Origin of the sequence: Nocardiopsis sp. NPDC058789 (assembly GCF_042745575.1) — a bacterium.
GTDB classification, from domain to species: domain Bacteria; phylum Actinomycetota; class Actinomycetes; order Streptosporangiales; family Streptosporangiaceae; genus Nocardiopsis; species Nocardiopsis eucommiae.
On sequence record NZ_JBHYOW010000011.1, the window covers coordinates 16548 to 32188 of the forward strand.

Annotated in this window: 12 protein-coding genes; 4 read left to right on the forward strand and 8 right to left on the reverse strand. The window is 71.2% G+C overall.

Going from position 1 to position 15641, the window contains the following annotated elements:
• Positions 1-3: 3 nt before the first annotated feature.
• Positions 4-915, reverse strand: coding sequence for an ABC transporter permease (locus ACFW3L_RS17525; protein WP_378741628.1), 912 nt, complete (start codon positions 913-915; stop codon positions 4-6).
• A 70-nt stretch (positions 916-985) separates the two neighbouring features.
• Complete coding sequence (locus ACFW3L_RS17530) at positions 986-2542, reverse strand: ABC transporter substrate-binding protein (RefSeq protein ID WP_378741630.1); 1557 nt, start codon at positions 2540-2542, stop codon at positions 986-988.
• Between the two features lie 402 nt (positions 2543-2944).
• On the opposite strand from ACFW3L_RS17530, the gene ACFW3L_RS17535 reads away from it, so the two are divergent.
• Both ACFW3L_RS17535 and ACFW3L_RS17540 read left to right on the forward strand, forming a co-directional pair.
• Positions 2945-3628: an HNH endonuclease family protein gene (locus ACFW3L_RS17535; RefSeq protein WP_378741632.1), complete on the forward strand. Its 684-nt coding sequence runs from the start codon at positions 2945-2947 to the stop codon at positions 3626-3628.
• A 122-nt stretch (positions 3629-3750) separates the two neighbouring features.
• Complete coding sequence (locus ACFW3L_RS17540; protein ID WP_378741634.1) at positions 3751-4053, forward strand: hypothetical protein; 303 nt, start codon at positions 3751-3753, stop codon at positions 4051-4053.
• Between the two features lie 66 nt (positions 4054-4119).
• On the opposite strand, the gene idi is transcribed toward ACFW3L_RS17540, so the two are convergent.
• From idi to ACFW3L_RS17565, 5 genes are all read right to left on the reverse strand, one after another.
• Positions 4120-4713, reverse strand: coding sequence for an isopentenyl-diphosphate Delta-isomerase (idi, locus tag ACFW3L_RS17545; protein ID WP_378741636.1), 594 nt, complete (start codon positions 4711-4713; stop codon positions 4120-4122).
• 115 nt (positions 4714-4828) lie between these two features.
• Positions 4829-5701: a geranyl diphosphate 2-C-methyltransferase gene (locus tag ACFW3L_RS17550; RefSeq protein WP_378741638.1), complete on the reverse strand. Its 873-nt coding sequence runs from the start codon at positions 5699-5701 to the stop codon at positions 4829-4831.
• Positions 5702-5791: 90 nt separating this feature from the next.
• Positions 5792-7042 (reverse strand): family 2 encapsulin nanocompartment cargo protein terpene cyclase, encoded by a 1251-nt coding sequence (locus tag ACFW3L_RS17555; RefSeq protein WP_378741640.1) that lies wholly within the window; start codon positions 7040-7042, stop codon positions 5792-5794.
• Between the two features lie 31 nt (positions 7043-7073).
• Positions 7074-8477, reverse strand: coding sequence for a family 2B encapsulin nanocompartment shell protein (locus tag ACFW3L_RS17560; protein ID WP_378741642.1), 1404 nt, complete (start codon positions 8475-8477; stop codon positions 7074-7076).
• A 463-nt stretch (positions 8478-8940) separates the two neighbouring features.
• Positions 8941-10437, reverse strand: coding sequence for a cryptochrome/photolyase family protein (locus ACFW3L_RS17565; RefSeq protein WP_378741644.1), 1497 nt, complete (start codon positions 10435-10437; stop codon positions 8941-8943).
• Positions 10438-10787: 350 nt separating this feature from the next.
• Between ACFW3L_RS17565 and ACFW3L_RS17570 the strand changes: the two genes are divergently transcribed.
• Together ACFW3L_RS17570 and ACFW3L_RS17575 are read left to right on the forward strand one after the other, a co-directional pair.
• A complete protein-coding gene (locus tag ACFW3L_RS17570) occupies positions 10788-11297 on the forward strand; it encodes a TspO/MBR family protein (RefSeq protein ID WP_378741646.1) in 510 nt (169 codons plus the stop codon).
• A gap of 125 nt (positions 11298-11422) precedes the next feature.
• Positions 11423-11884 (forward strand): hypothetical protein, encoded by a 462-nt coding sequence (locus ACFW3L_RS17575; RefSeq protein WP_378741648.1) that lies wholly within the window; start codon positions 11423-11425, stop codon positions 11882-11884.
• A gap of 43 nt (positions 11885-11927) precedes the next feature.
• Here the strand turns inward: ACFW3L_RS17575 and ACFW3L_RS17580 are convergent, their stop codons facing one another.
• Positions 11928-15638, reverse strand: coding sequence for an AAA domain-containing protein (locus ACFW3L_RS17580; RefSeq protein WP_378741651.1), 3711 nt, complete (start codon positions 15636-15638; stop codon positions 11928-11930).
• Positions 15639-15641 lie beyond the last annotated feature (3 nt).

Consider the following 15641-nt stretch of genomic DNA (forward strand, 5'->3'; position numbering starts at 1 on the left):
GGGTCACCCGTCCTTCTCGTCGGAGCGGACGGCGGTCCGGGTCCGGCGCGAGGACCGGGCCGAGGACTTCGAGGAGCGCGCCAGCTCGGCCAGGCGCCGGGCCCGCGGGTCCATGGCGTCGCGCAGCCCGTCTCCGAGGAGGATGAGCCCGAGGACGGTCAGCAGGATCGCCGCGCCGGGGAACACCCCGATCCACCAGGCCACCGCCGCGTACTGCTGCGCGGCGGACAGGCTCGCTCCCCAGCTGGGCACGTCCGGCGGCAGTCCGATACCGAGGAAGCTCAGGGCCGCGATGGACAGCACCGTGGCTGCGAAGCCCATGGTCGCCTGGACGATGAGCACCGAGACGGACTCGGGTGCCACGTAGCGGAACAGGATCCAGGAGTCACGGGCCCCCAGCGCGCGGGCGGACTCCACCATGGGCGCCGAGCGCGCGGTGAGCGCGGCCGCGCGGACCACACGGGCGATCGGCGGTACCAGGACCACGGTGAGGCCGAACAGGACCGGCCCCACGCCCCGGCCCAGGACGCCGACCAGGCTCATGACCAGGATGATGTTGGGAAACGACATCAGGCCGTCGATGACGCGCATGACGATCGCGTCCACCCAGCGGAAGTAGCCGCAGACGACGCCGGTGAGGAACCCGGCGACGATGGCGAGCAGCGTGCAGGCGGCGGCGATACCGAGCGACGTACGCGCGCCGTGGAGGAGCACCGTCCACATGTCGCGGCCCTGTTCGTCGGTCCCGAGGGGGCCGCCGGTTCCGGGGGCCTGGAGCCGCTCGCTCGGCCGGAGCAGGTCGGGGTCGCCGCCCAGGAGGGGGGCGAGGAGTGCCAGCAGCGTGATGACCGCGACGATCGCGGCGCCCGTCATCGCGCTCGGGTCCCTGGACAGGGACCGCAGGGTGGTTCTCATGAGGAGTCTTTCGTGCGCGGTGGGTTCCGGAACCCGGCGGCCCCGCGGGGTGGGCCGCCGGGCGGCGGTCCTACTGGTCGATCCAGATGTTGTAGAAACCGCGGACGGTCCCCTGCGTGGCCTCGAAACCGCCGACGTCCGCGGAGGTCACCGCGAGACGGGGTTCGTGGCCGAAGCGGATGAACGGGACGTCCTCCCAGATGAGGCCCTGGAGTTCGTCCCAGGCGGGCTTGCGGCTCTCGGTGTCCTCGCCCTCCGTGACGGCGGCCATGAGCTCGGCCTTCTCGTCGGTGGCCCACCAGCCGGGGAAGTCGTCGTTGAGGAAGACCACGGTCAGGGGGTCGGAGTAGGCCGCTCCGCCGCCGAGGAACACCTCCCAGGTGTCCTCCTCGGTCCGGGTGGAGCCGAAGGTGGCGGCGTCCATCGCCTGGAGGTCGACGTTGAGGCCGACCGCCTCCAGCTGCTGCTGGACGATGGGGCCGTAGTTGTCGTTGGAGGGGCGGTAGAGCACGCGCACCGGCGTGCCGTCGTACCCGGCCTCGTCGAGCAGGCGCTCCGCCTCCTCGGCCGAGCGGTCCGTGTAGGCCTCGGACCCGGAGTCGGAGTACCAGGGCGAACCGGGCGGGAAGAAGCTGGAGTCCTCGGTGAAGTAGTCGGTCCCGCCGAGGTACTGGGTCTCGATCTCCGCGAAGTCCAGCGCGTTGAGCACGGCGCGGCGCATGAGCACGTCGCCCATCAGCTCGGACCGCAGGTTGAACTGCATGATGGAGAACTCGGAGTCCTCGCTGAGCACCGCCCGGAGCGAGGGGTCGGCCTCGTAGACGTCCAGCTGGTCGACGCCGAGGAACTGCGGGGCGACGTTCACCTCGGCCGTGCGCAGCTGGTTGAGCGTGTTCGACTCGTTGAACGGGACGAACCTCAGGGTGTCGGCGTGGGCGGTCTTCGCCCCCGCCGCGCCGTCGGGGTCCTCGTCGCGCGGGGCGTACTCGTCGAACCGGGAGGCCGTGGCCTGGCGGTCCACGGTGAACTCGTCCAGGTGATAGGGGCCGGTGCAGTCCAGGGAGGACAGTTCGTCGTCCCCGGCGGCCTCCAGCGAGGACGCCGACATCACGTAGGCGCCGGTGTCGGGGGTGGAGAGCAGGGCGGGGATCGCGCCCGTGGGGTTGACGGTGGTGATCGTGACCGTGAGCTCGTCGGTCTCGGCGACCTCCTCAACCAGGCTGTTGAAGAGCTCACCCGGGTCGGAGTCGGCGTAGCGGTCGAGCGAGGCCACGACGTCGGCGGCGGTGAGCTGGCCGCCCTCGTGGAACGGGACGCCCTCCCTCAGGTCCAGCGTGTAGACGCCCGCGTCGACGTCGTACTCGTAGGACTCCACGAGGCCGTCCTGGATCGAGGTGTCGGCCGCGTTGGCGAACAGGCCCTCACACACCGACGCCGCGACCATCCAGTTGGAACGCGAGGTGGTGGCGTGCGGATCGATGACGGCGGGCAGTGAGGCGACCACGAGCTCGCCTCCGGTCACCGGCTCCGAGGAGGCTCCGCCGCCCTGGGGGGAGCCGCAGCCGGACAGGAGGAGTGCCGTGCCGCCCACCAGTCCTAGTGCGGCCGCGCTGCGCTGAGAGATCACGGATCAGGCCTTTCGGGGAAATCGGGATGGTGGTCCCGTGGGGACACCCACAGGTTAGGCATGGTTCACCCACGTGAAAGGCATCGTTTACCGCGACCCCGGTAAGAAACGATCAGGTGACGGAAGTTACAGGTGTGACAGGTGAGACCGTGGGTGTCCGTGATCCCACGCACGGCGACCGCTCCGGAGCGTCTCCCCCTGACGGGCGGTCACCCCCGGCGCGACCGGGAGGGCGCCGCACACGGGCGAGGTCGGCGCGTCGGGTACCGGGCGCCCGCCGGTCCGTCACCGCGCCGCAACCGGAACCCGGGACGGATTTCACGCGGAGGGGTCTGGTCAGACCGGCCGCGACACTCCATGGTGTGAGGGTTCGACCGACACCTCCTCCCCCAAGGAGCAGCGTTGCCCGCGATCCCCCGTACGTCCCCCGTCACCCCCGCGCGCCGAACGGTGGTCGGCGCCCTGGCCGCCCTCACCGCCGCCGTACTCGTCGCCGTCCTCGGCTGGGCCACCCCGGCCCTGGCCCACCACGTCCTGCCGCCCGGTATCCCCTCCACCTCCGCCGCGCAGTCGCAGCTCAACGGCCTCACCGTCCGGGCCAAGAACAACGGCGCGGGCTACGACCGCAGCCTCTTCCCGCACTGGGTGGTCATCACCAGCCCCTGCGACGCGCGCGAGACCGTCCTGCGTCGCGACGGCCACACCGTGCAGGTGGACGGCGACTGCCGACCGACGTCCGGCCGGTGGTCCAGCGAGTACGACGGCGTGTGGACCGACGACGCGTCCTCGTTCGACATCGACCACATGGTCCCGCTCCACGAAGCCTGGCGGTCGGGCGCCAACGGCTGGTCCGCCAACCAGCGGCGCGCCTTCGCCAACGACGTCTCCGCGCCCCAGCTGTGGGCGGTGTCCGCCAGCAGCAACCGTTCCAAGGGTGACCGCGACCCCTCCGCCTGGATGCCGCCGCGCACCGCGATCCACTGCGACTACGTCAAGGCCTGGGTCAACGTGAAGCACCGCTACGGGCTGTCCGTGACCAGCACCGAGAAGTCCTCCATCCAGGGCACCATCAACGCCCGCTGCTGACCGCTCCGGGCCGTGGGGGCCGAGGCCCGCACGGCCCGGCCCCGTGCAGCGGGGACCGTGCACCCCGGACCGCGCGGCGCGAAGGGGTTCCGGACGGTTCACCGGCTCGGCATGATGGTGCGATGAAACGCTGTGAATTCTGCGAACTCCCCCTGGACGGCGGTTGCGCCTGCGCGCTCGGAACCGACCGTCGTCGCGGTCAGGCGCCCCCCGTGAGCGAGATCCACATCCACAGCAGCGGGAAGGCCCACCTTCCCGGCTGCCCGCACCAGTACCCGGGCGGCGTCCACGCCCCCCGGTGGGGTTGGGTCCTCGACGCCGATCCCGCCGCGTGGCGCCGGATCAGTGAGAGTTCACCCCTGCGCGCGACTCACGGCAACACCGACAGGGTCGCCACCAGCCGCTGCAAGGACTGCGACGCCTGAACCTCCGGTCACTGGTCCGGTCCCGACCGGGACGACGGGTGTCGCACCCGCCGTCCCGGCTCCGGCTCACCAGCCCGCCCCCGGGCCCAGCTCCCTCAGGTACGGACGCACGGCGTCGAGGACCGTGGGGAACCACACCGAGAACGCGGCGGCCGCGCGCAGCCGCTCCAGCCCGGCGGCGTCCACGAAGGCCGTCTCGGCCACTTCCTCGGGGTCGGGACGGGTCCGACCCCGGACCACCCCGACGAACAGGTGGTTGAACTCGCGTTCCACGAGCCCGGAGACCGGGTCCGTGTGGTGGTAGCTCACCGTTCCGGCCGCGCGCATGAGCGCCGGTGCCACCCCCAGCTCCTCCCCCGTGCGCCGGGACGCCGCCACGAAGGGGAGCTCACCGGGTTCGGGGTGGCCGCAGCAGGTGTTGGACCACAGGCCCGGCGAGTGGTACTTGGACAGGGCACGGCGCTGGAGCATCAGTCGTCCCCGCTCGTCCAGCAGGAACACCGAGAAGGCCCGGTGCAGCTGGCCCGGGGCCCGGTGCGCGGACAGCTTCTCGGCGGTGCCCGTCGTGGTCCCGTCCTCGTCGACCAGCTCGAGCATGATCGGCCGGGGCTCGTCCCGCGAGGACTCGTTCACGGAGCCGGCGTGGGTGTCGGTGGTCATGAGCGCCCTTCGTGTTCGACGGTGGTGTGGCGTGCCGCGCGGTCACGGCCCGGCCGGGGCGGCCCCTGAGGGAGGGGGCGCCCCGGAGGCCGGGCCGTGTGCGCGGGCGGGAGGGTCAGACCTTGTCGGCCGCGATGAGCAGGTAGTGGAAGCTGCCCTCCTTGTACGCGGTCAGGAACGGGTCCTCGACACCGGTCGCGACCTGGGACTGCGCCCGCAGCTCCCAGTACGGGATGGTGGCGGCGGTGAGGTCGACGACGTTGATCGGCACCAGGTTGTTGGCGGCCATCGCCCGGAAGTACGCGCTCCGGGGGTGGATGTTGCACGTGTAGTGCTCGTCGATCCGGCTGACCGCCTTGGACCGGCCACCGGTCACGTCGTTGTAGCAGCCGGTGATGGTGACGTAGCGGCCGCCGTACTCCAGCAGGCGGGAGTGCTCGCTGAAGAGCTCGAACAGGTCCACGTACATCGTGGACTCGTTGTTCCAGCTGGCCCGCAGCGAACCGGACTCGAAGCCGGTGTCCAGCATGTTGCGGAAGTGGAAGCGCACCTTGTCGTCCACGCCCCGCTCACGGGCCTGGGCGTTGGCGAAGTCCACCTGCTGCTCGGAGATGCTCACGCCGTCCACGTGGCAGCCGAAACGGGCGTTGGCCATGAAGCTGGTGCCGCCCCGGCCGGAGCCGGTGTCCTGGATGCGGTCGTCCGGGGTGATGTCACCGAGGTGGTCCAGGAGGACGTCCGCCTGTGCGGTCTCCAGGCGGTGCATCTCCTCGATGATCCGCTGCTCCCGCGTCTCCTCGGGACCCTCGAGCACGGACGGGTCGTAGTCACCGATCCCGTAGTGGTGGTGGAAGAGACCGTCGACCTCACCGAGGCGGATGTTCACGGGGTCCTTCTCCGCGTTCCAGTAGTCCGCCACGGACTTCTGGTAGGCGGTGCGCAGGACCTGGTTCCGCACCGGGTTGTGAGAGGGCATGGTCGTGGTCATCGCGTGTTGCTCCTTGTCATGGATGTTCGTCGTCGGTTCGGGCACGCCGAACCGGGGCGGGGACGGGTGCCCCCGCCCGGAGGGGTGTCGTCAGTGCGCGGCGGCGCCGTGGTAGCGGGCGGTCCGGGCGTGCCACTCACGGCTGCCCCCGAGCCAGGCCCACACACCGGCGAGGAAGCGGCGCAGTTCCGGTGATCCGGCGAGGGCGAGCGCGGCCGCCTCCGCTTCGTAGGTGTGCATGATCTCGTCGTGGAGGAGGACCGAGCGCTCGATCGCCTCGCGCTCCGAACAGTTCTCCTCGGTGGCGATCAGCCTCGGGACGCTGAAGTCGGAGGGGTCCTCCTTGCCCATCGAGTAGAGGTCGTTCACGATCACGCTGGCGGACCCGGCCAGGGTGAAGACCCTCCGCACCCGGGGGTCGGAGAACTCCTCCTGGGAGAGCTCGTAGCCCGCCACCGCGTCGATGAGCACCATGCACGGCACGAAACTGTTCTCGTGCCGGTGCATGAGGAACTCCCAGACCGGGGGCCGCTGGCCGGTCGCCGCCCAGACCCCCTCCTGGTTGTAGGCCACGAACATGATCGCCAGCTCGTGCCGGAGCCGCCGGACCTGCGCGGCCGAGGCGTGGTCGGACAGGTTGTCCAGGGCGGCGCGCAGCGCCACCATGACCGGGTCGGCCTGGACGACCTCCTCCAGCTGCGGGGCGTACCGCAGCGGCAGGTGCGCCTGGTCGATCACCGAGTGGGCGATCGCCAGCCGCTGCCCCAGCAGCTCCGGGCGGGCCTCCTCCACCTCACCGTCCATGTAGTGGTCGTCCACCGACCACTCGGACAGCGCGCACTTGGCGGCGGCCAGCAACCGTTCGGGGTCGTCGGACTCCGGGTGGGCGAGCATGATGAGGCGTCCGAAGTCGCACGCGCGCACCCGGTCCAGCTGACCGGGGTACACACCCACCTCCTCGGCCCACGCGACCAGCCGGTCGTTGACCTCCTCCCCCAGCGCCGGGTCGTCCCGGACGGCGGGAGGGCAGTACAGGACCGGGACCGGTGCGCCGCCGTCGTCCTTCGGGAGGCCGGGGCCCGCGGGCGCGGGCGGGACCAGGGTGGCGGTCCCCGCGCCCCTCGGCTCGGACACGGGCGGCCGGGCGGGCAGCAGGACCCGGGCGGCCGAGGTCCCCAGGCCGGTGGGCCCGCCGGGCAGGCCCATCCCGCTGACGGACCGGGTCGGGGCCGCGAACAGGTCCGCCTTCCCGGGGCGTTGCGGGTCGCGCAGCAGCGAGCGCACCAGCTCCGCCGTCGAGTGCCCGGCGCTGGTCGAGGACATCCGGGAGAGCAGTGACACTCAGGCCTCCTTCCCTGACGGTGCGGATCGTTCAGGCACGGGGACGGACCTCGACGTTCTCCAGGACGCCGAGGGCGTCCGGGACGAGCACGGCGGCGGAGTAGTAGGTGCTCACCAGGTAGGAGATGAGCGCCCTGTCGTCGATGCCCATGAACCGGGCGTTGAGGCCGGGCTCGACCTCGTCGGGCAGGCCGGTCTGGTGCAGGCCGATGACGCCCTCGTTGTCCTCACCGGTACGCACGGCGATGATCGAGGAGGTCTGGTGCTCGGAGATCGGGATCTTGCCGCAGGGCAGGATCGGCACCCCGCGCCACGCGGGCAGGTGGTGGCCGCCGACCTCGACGGTGCCGATGTTGAGGCCCAGCTTGTTGCACTCCTTGCCGAAGGCCGCGATGGCCCGGGGGTGCGCGAACATGAACTGGGTGTTGCGCCGCATGCTCACCAGGTCGTCGAGGTCGTCCGGCGTGGGCGGGCCGGAGTGCGTCTGGATGCGCTGGCGGAAGTCCGCGTTGTGCAGCAGACCGAAGTCGCGGTTGTTGACCAGTTCGAACTCCTGGCGCTCACGCAGGGCCTCGATGGTCAGACGCAGCTGCTGCTCGGTCTGGTTCATCGGCTTGTTGTAGAGGTCGGCTACCCGGGTGTGCACGCGCAGCACGGTCTGGGCGACGCTCAGCTCGTACTCACGGGGCCTGAGCTCGTAGTCGACGAAGGTGCCGGGGATCTCGACCTCACCGGAGTGCCCGGAGGAGAGGGCGATCTCGGCCTCGCCGTACTTGTTCTGGCTGCGTCCGGGGACCGACAGGAACGCCTGGACCTGTGCCTGGAGGCTGGGCGAGTCGTCCAGGAGTGCGATGAACTCCCGGCGGGGCAGCTCCAGGAGGGTGCCCGCGGTGGCCGCCTTGACGGTGAATCCCCAGACGGGGTCGGTGTCCAGGAGGTACCGCTCACCGACGTTGTCGCCGTCCGCGAGCACACCGAGGCGGTTGGTCTCCCCGTAGGCGCCCTCGCTGGTCTTGTGGACGCGCCCGTGCGCCAGGAGGAACAGCCGGTCCGCGGGCGTGCCCTCCTGGGCGAGGACCTCGCCCGGCTCGAACTCCCGCTGGGTGAAGCGCCCGGCCAGGGCCTCCAGGACCTCGATGTCGTCGTAGCCGCGCAGCACGGCCAGCTCCCCGAGCTCGCGCGGGATCACGCGCACCTCGGAGCCGGTCTGCTCGAAGTCGATCCGGCCGTCGCCGATGGTGTAGGTCAGTCGGCGGTTCACCCGGTAGGCGCCGCCGTCGGTCTGGACCCAGGGGAGCGTCTTGAGCAGCCAGCGGGAGCTCTTCCCCTGCATCTGCGGCGCGGACTTGGTGGTGGTCGCCAGGTTCCGCGCGGCGGCGGTCGCCAGGCTCTGCTGTTCGCTGGTCCGAACCTCGGGGGCTGAGTCGATCGACATCGAAGGTGTCTCTCTTCGTCGTGGTCGCGTGTACCCGTGCCCGACGGTGGGGCCGTCGGGCACGGACTGAGAGGGCGAAGGGGACGCAAACCACTGGGACGGGCGCAATACGACCGCTCCCGAACCGTCCCCCACAAACCGCGGCCCACCTTACGAGGAACACCACCGCGAAATCCCAGGAATCTCCTTTTCAGATGCAAGAAGATCATCCTGACATTCTCCGATTCCCAAACCGGGACCTTCGACTCACTTCACCCACCCAGATCAGCGATACACCCAACATGAGCAGCACTGATGAGAATCCGATCTCTCCCACCGCCCGACGCCCACAACACGCGGACATAGCCACCCAAGGCACCCATCAATGACCAAAAATCGGACCATAGCCGGGTTCCTTCGCGGATCCACGACCACCGAACTCGTTTCTTTTCGGTCACCGCAGATAACTCCCGAAAGCCCCGAATCACCCCTGGTTCCGCTGTCGTTCCTGCTCCACGACCGCTTCGATGTCCGTCAGCCGACGCATCGTCGCGAGGGGTCGCGCCATCCGGTGGTTGCCCGAGAGCGCCTCCTCGTTGTCCCGCATCCAGGCCCAGTAGCCCGCGGTGAACGGGCAGGCCCGGGGGCCCACCCGCACTCCGGGGTCGAACCGGCACGAACCGCAGTGGTCGCTCATGCGACGGATGTAGGCGCCACCGGAGGTGTAGGGCTTGGTGGCCACCCGCCCTCCGTCGGCGTACTGGCTCATCCCGATGACGTTGGTGGCCATCACCCAGGGGAAGCCGTCCACGAACGAGGTCGCGAACCACGCGCTCAGCCGGTCGGGCCGGTAGCCCCGTTGGAGGGCGTGGCTGCCCAGCACCATGAGCCGCTCGATGTGGTGGGCGTACCCCCGCTCGCACACCCCCGCCATGGTCCGGCTCAGGCACCGGGCCTCGGTCCCCTCGGGGTCGAGTGCGCGCCACCACCCGGGCAGCTCCGCCGTCGCACCGAAGTGGTTCGACCGCAGGTACTCCGGGCCCAGATGCCAGTACAGGTGCCAGGTCCACTCCCGCCAGCCCAGCACCTGCCGGACGAACCCCTCGACCGACGCCAACGGCGCGGTGCCCTCCCGGTACCGGCGCTCGGCGGCCTCGACCACCCGGAGCGGGTCCAGCAGCCCCAGGTTGAGCGGGACCGACAGGAGCGAGTGCGACATGCTCCAGTCGTCCTCCAGCATGGCGTCCTGGTGCGTGCCGAACGTCGGCAGCCGCTCGTCGAGGAACCGGCGCAGCGCCCGCCCGGCCTCGGCACGGCTCACCGCGAACAGACGGGGGCCGTCCCCGCCCACCACCCTGCTCCCGGCCTCCCCGCACCACGCGTCCAGGTCCCGCCGCACCCCCCGGTCGACGGCGTTCTCCCGGGGCCGGTAGGGGGCGGGCACGCCCAGCGTCGAGGCTGCGGGCGGCCCCTCGCGGTTGTGTTTGTCGAAGTTCCACCCGCCGCCCACGGGCCCGCCGTCCGGTTCCAGCAGGACACCGAACCTCCGCCGCTGGTCCCGGTAGAAGTCCTCCATCCGGAAGCCCGACCGACCCTGCGCCCACTCGGCGAACCCGGCCTTGCCCAACGCGAACCCGGGGGTGGGCAGGACCTCGTCGACCAGGCGCTCGTCCCGCAGCCGCTCGACCAGGGCCCACGCCGCGTGGGACCCGGGTTCGTGCACGTCCACCACCCGACCGAACCGGCGCAGCCCCTCCCGGTAGGTCGCCGCCCGAACGTAGGTGACCCGCTCACCGAGGTCCTCGGCCAGCCGCCGCATGGCCGCCAGGACCAGGTGCAGCTTCTGCCGGTGGTAGGGCCTGTGCCGCAGGGCCCGCTCGGACTCGATCAGCAGGATCGGCCTGCCCCGGTTCCGCCGGGTTCCGTGGAAGTGCCCGCCGAGCTGGTCACCGAACAACCACAACGGTTTGTCCTGGGTCATGTTGGACCTGCTCTCTCCGGTGTCGGGTGTCGGATCGTGCGAGACGCGAACACCGGGCTCCGCGCCCGGCCCACCCCGGGTGACGCCCTCCCGGCGACGTGCGGCCCGGCCCGGTCGGCCCTCGAACCCGGTGTTCGACGGCCGTGTCCGCCCCTGAGGGCAGTATGCGGCCGACCCCGACCCGAAGCGGGGAGGCAGGGCTGCCCGAACGCCGCGCTCAGGACCGCCTACTCAGTGCGACCAAAAACGTTTGGAATCCGAGCTACTTGGTATACGAGTAATGAGCTCCACGGTGGAACCACCACCCCAGGAGCACCACACGCCAGCGCTCCCGCGCTCGAAGGGAACCCATGACCGCCGCCACGCCCAGCAACACCCCGTCGACGACGTCCGCGCTCCTCGCGGCCCTGGTGTTCGGCGCCGCCGTGACCGCGGCCGCGCTCGTCGGGGTGCTCTCCAACCCGGGGACCGCCACGGACTACGCCGCTCTGCAACAACCGTCGTGGGCACCGCCGTCCTGGCTCTTCGGCCCGGTCTGGACGGTGCTGTACGTGATGATCGCCGTGTCCGGCTGGCTGGTGTGGCGCCAGCGGGGCTGGAGGGGAGCCCGTACCGAACTGTCCCTGTTCGCGGTCCAGTTGCTCCTGAACGCGGCGTGGTCCCCCCTGTTCTTCACCGCCGGGCTTCGCGGAACCGCCCTGGTCGACATCGTCCTGCTGTTGGGCGCACTGGCGGTGACCATCGTCCTGTTCGCCCGCGTGTCCCGTTGGGCCGCCGCCCTCCTGGTGCCCTACTGGGCCTGGGTGGCGTTCGCGACCGCGCTCAACTTCTCCATCTGGTGGCTCAACACGGGGAGCTGAACACCGGCCGTTCGACCCCATGGTCCGCCGCCGCGTACCGCTCGTCCCCGCCGCCGTGCGAACCTGGGCGTGGGTGACCCGCAGTCACGCACCCGCACCGAGCAGGACCGAGACCGGAGGCGACCATGGCGTCGGACGCACGGGCCACGCAATCCACGGCGCTGGCCGCCATCGAGGAGTTCCTCACCGGCCGCCTGGAGAGCACCCAGGTCGCGGCACGCGCCGCGCGGGCCTCGGGCGCCGACCCGAACGGCACCGGCCGGGACCTGGAGGAACTCCGCGCCCGTGACCTGTCCGACTGGCAGGAGCACGGCTTCCTGAGCCACCTCAACGCCGCCGCGGTGGTCGAGGAGTACTACGGACGCAGGATCACCCGGGCCCGTCGCGATCTCCGGCGCGAACGCCCCGGACGCGGGGACCGGTACGCGAGGGTCCGCGACGCCTACCGGCGCGTCCGCGAGGAGCGCGACGACGTCCGCGCCTGGCTGCTGGCCCAGGGCTGGGACCCCGACCTGGACCTTCCCTCACACGGGGGAACCCCGGGGGTCTCGGGCCACTCCTGGCACCACGCCCCCGAGCAGCTCTGACCGAGGGGGTGCGGGGCCGAGCCGGATGACGGCTCCGCCCCGCTCAGGCCGTGGTGAGCTCCTCGGCCACCGCCTCGGGTTCGACGAGGCATCGCCAGGCGGGAACGCGCACCGTACGAACGCCGGAGACCTCCTCGAACAGGGCCGCCCTGTCCAGAACCCGCTGAAGTGTCCGCCCCGGAGCAGGAGCGGCCGTGGAACCGACCCCGGCACGGTCGACGATCACGGCCGTGTCCGTGTTCCCCGGCACCCACAGGTCACAGGCGTACCCCTCGACACGGTGGCCCACCCTCGGGCCCGTTCCGCGCGTGGTGAGCGCCTCGAACAGAAGGCTGCCCGCCTCGTCGAGCCCCCCGCCGCCGCTCGGATCCTCCGTCTGCGCCGCGAGGTCACCCAACAGCCCGCCCTGGTCGGCCCAGTACTCGCGGTCGCCGACCACGTACAGGCGCGAGCGAGCGCGGGTGACCGCCACGTTCCACAGGTTCTGCTGCTGACGCGCCCAGTTCCCGCTGCTCCGGTGCACACCGGTCGCCGCCGCCGGTGAGATCACGACGACGTCGCGCTCCCCACCCTGGAACCGGTGAGCCGTGCCCACGCGAATGCGGTCGGCGGCCCCGTCCCCGAGTTTCTCCTCGATGAGGCGCACCTGCGGGGCGAAGGGCGACACCACACCGATGCTCGCCTCCGGAGGCAGGGAACGCCACAGTTTGCGGAGCAGGTCGAGCACCGATTCCGCCTCCTCCCGGTTGAGGCAGGAGCGTCCCCCGGGACGTTCGCAGGCACCGCGCACGTCGATCCACCGCACGGCGGGGTCCCCCGCCGCGACGAGTGCCGCGCTGTTGGTGCGTACCGCCAGGCGCTCGCCGTAGAAGCGCCGGTTCACCGGTGCGACGATGTCGGGGTGACACCGGTAGTGCTCGTCCAGCCACAGGACCTCGCCCCCGCCCGCGACCAGCGTGGACGCCGCCGCGTGGTACGCGGAGGACCCACCGAAGGAGAGCGACCGTTCCTCCGTCTCCACCGCGGGCAACCCGTGGACGGAGAGGATCCGCCGGTCGTCCCGTGCGGTCATGGGATTGACCGGTTGCAGCTGGTAGGGATCGCCGATCACCAGGGCCCGTCGCGACCGGTAGAGCAGCGGGACCAGATCCGCGACCGTGCACTGGCTGGCCTCGTCGATCACCACCAGGTCGAACAGCCCGGGTTCGGGCGGGAAGACCCCGCGCACCGACCGGGACGTGGTGGCCCAGGCGGGCACGGCGCGCACCAGCGCCTTCATGCCCTTCCACCCGTTCTGGCCCGAGGCGAGATTACGCAGACGCCCCTCGATGACGGTCCTCCCCCGCCGCAGCGAGTCCGCGACCCGACCCAGCAGGTACTCGGTGCTGGCTTCGCGCCGTTCCTCGCGCAGCTCGCGCATCCTGTCGACGGTCTGCTCGGGAGTCGGCCCCCGCTCCGACCGCTCGCGCAGCTCCCACCACTCGTTCTCTGTGGTCAGGTAGGCCAGGATGCCGGACAGTTCCTGGTCCGTCCCCGAGATGCCGAGCCCACGACACGTCAACCACCGGTGCCACCAGCCCGCCCAGCGTGACTCCAGCGCCGCCTCCACCCTGCGGGTCCAGCGGTTCCGGTCCCGTGTGCTCTCGAAGGCGGACGCGGCGACCGCCGTCGGCAGTCCGCGCCGCAACCGGTTGCGGGCCTCGGCCAGGAGCGCCAGCCGCCGCTCGGTCCGCTCCGCCTCCGCCAGCTCGTCACGGCCCGTGTCCAACCCCCGCTGATGGACCGCCAGACGGGCGTGCGCGGTGGCCGCGTCCGCCTCGTCCCACTCGGCGGCCAACAGGGCGTTGAGTTTTTCGGGTTCACGCGCACGGTGTTCCTGGTTACCGGTGCGCACCATGAGGTCCGCCTCCGGTCCGAGCTTGTTCACCCTCGTGACCACCTCGTCCACGGCCGTGTTGTTGGTGGAGGCGACCAGGACCGACTGGCCCGCCGCGACGGCCGTGGTGACCACGGAGGTGATGAGTTCGCTCTTACCGGTTCCGGGAGCGCCCGTGGCCACGGTCAGTACCTGGCTCATGGCGGAGGCGAGGATCTCCTCCTGCGCGGTGTTGCTGCGGCCGGTCACGACCGGCGGCACCGGTCGCGCCGCACCGTCGACGGGAGAGGCCCCGGACAGGGCTCCGAGCGCCGTCCCGCCGATCCTCTCGAGGCGGATCCCGCCACCGCTCCGGTCCAGATCACCGAGAAGCTGTTTGACGGCCGCCCCGGCGGGGTCGCCCCGATAGAGGACAGCGACGTTCTGGGCACCCCTGCGGGCACCGTGCCGCACGTCCCACGACGAGCGCAGTTCCCCGGCGACCAGGTCGTCGACCCTGGTCAGGTCCAGCTTGACGCAGACCGTGCGCGCCTTGTCCGCCAGGCCCGAGACCCCACCGCCGTCCCAGTCGGCCTCGAACCAGGTGACCAGTTCCTCGATGTCCCCCTCATCGAGGTCGGCTGCCGAGACCAGCAGTTCCCGGTTGAGCTCCGGCTCGCCGACCGGAAGCAGGAAGTGCTCACCGTCCTCCTCCTCGACCTCCACGTCCATCACGAACAGCGGGGCGAGTTTGGCTTTGCGGCCACGGCCGCGCTCGGACCGCACCGGATCGAAGAGCACCGTCGGATAGCCGTAGCGCAGGGGGCGGCCCTCGTCGACCGCCTCCCGGGCCAGGCCCTCGGCCCGACCGGTCAGTCGCCACCGGTCCTCCACCCTGCTCAGGAGCACCTCCGAGCCCATGTCGCAGACCGCCGCGTCCCGGCCGTTCGCGTCCGGCAGCTGCTGTAGCACGCTCTGCCTCGTCAGGCAGTCGCGCAGGTAGTCGAGGTAGGGGCCCCAGCCCCACACACCGCCCGCACGGGGAGCGCCGCGGCTCTCCTCTCCGGTGGGAGCATCCGGACGTCCCTCCCCGGCGCTCCCCCCTTCCCCCGTTCCGGCCGATCCGGACGCCTTCGGCAGGTCGGCGGCGGTCGCCGACCCCGTGTGCCGGGCCAGCACCAGCGACCCGCGCACTCCCAGAGAGGAGACGGTGACGCGTTGGCCCTCGACGTGGTCGACCTCGCGGTGGACGTGCTGGTAGAGGTCGACCGCGTCGATCCACCCGTCCCCGTTGGAGTCGGTGGCCGCGCCCGCCAACCCCCGCACCACGGAGGCACTGAATGGGGACGGACGCACCCCTGCCCTGTTGTCACCCTCCCGGGCCAGCTCCAGGGCGCCCGAGGCCGCGATCACGTAGGTCCCCGCACCATCGCTGAGCTGGCGCTCCAGATCGAGGGGTTCGGCCTCCTCCCTACCACCGGACCGGGTCGCGAAGCCGTCAGCGAAAGCCCCTCCGTGACAGCAGTCCAGCAACAGCACCTTGCTGCGCATCCGAGAGTCCTCCAGCAACCGCTTGAGGACCTCCGCGGACAGCGCGGTCGTCTCCAGGCGCTTGCGGCGCGTGTCCCGTAGTGCCAGGTGCAGTCGTCCCCGCTTGTCCTTCACCCCGTGCCCGGAGAAGGAGACCAGGAGCAGGTCGTCGGGCCTGCCCTCCGACAGCGCCGTCTCCAGGGCCTCCATGGCCTCGTTGCGGGTGGGTTCCAGCAGGGGCTGGACCCGGTCGTAGTGCCCGTTGGCCTTGAGGACCCTCTCGATGGCTCTGACGTCCTCGCGCGGTGAGTCGAGCCCTGCCAGGTCCTCGTAGCGGTTGACCCCGATGAGGATCGCTGTCCGGCGCATCAG

Bases quoted from the DNA above. Each gene is read 5' to 3' on its own strand.
- ACFW3L_RS17565 (WP_378741644.1), bottom strand. From the start codon at position 10,437: ATGACCCAGGACAAACCGTTGTGGTTGTTCGGTGACCAGCTCGGCGGG.
- idi (WP_378741636.1), bottom strand. From the start codon at position 4,713: ATGACCACCGACACCCACGCCGGCTCCGTGAACGAGTCCTCGCGGGAC.
- ACFW3L_RS17580 (WP_378741651.1), bottom strand. From the start codon at position 15,638: ATGCGCCGGACAGCGATCCTCATCGGGGTCAACCGCTACGAGGACCTG.
- ACFW3L_RS17560 (WP_378741642.1), bottom strand. From the start codon at position 8,477: ATGTCGATCGACTCAGCCCCCGAGGTTCGGACCAGCGAACAGCAGAGC.
- ACFW3L_RS17525 (WP_378741628.1), bottom strand. From the start codon at position 915: ATGAGAACCACCCTGCGGTCCCTGTCCAGGGACCCGAGCGCGATGACG.
- ACFW3L_RS17540 (WP_378741634.1), top strand. From the start codon at position 3,751: ATGAAACGCTGTGAATTCTGCGAACTCCCCCTGGACGGCGGTTGCGCC.
- ACFW3L_RS17575 (WP_378741648.1), top strand. From the start codon at position 11,423: ATGGCGTCGGACGCACGGGCCACGCAATCCACGGCGCTGGCCGCCATC.
- ACFW3L_RS17550 (WP_378741638.1), bottom strand. From the start codon at position 5,701: ATGACCACGACCATGCCCTCTCACAACCCGGTGCGGAACCAGGTCCTG.
- ACFW3L_RS17570 (WP_378741646.1), top strand. From the start codon at position 10,788: ATGACCGCCGCCACGCCCAGCAACACCCCGTCGACGACGTCCGCGCTC.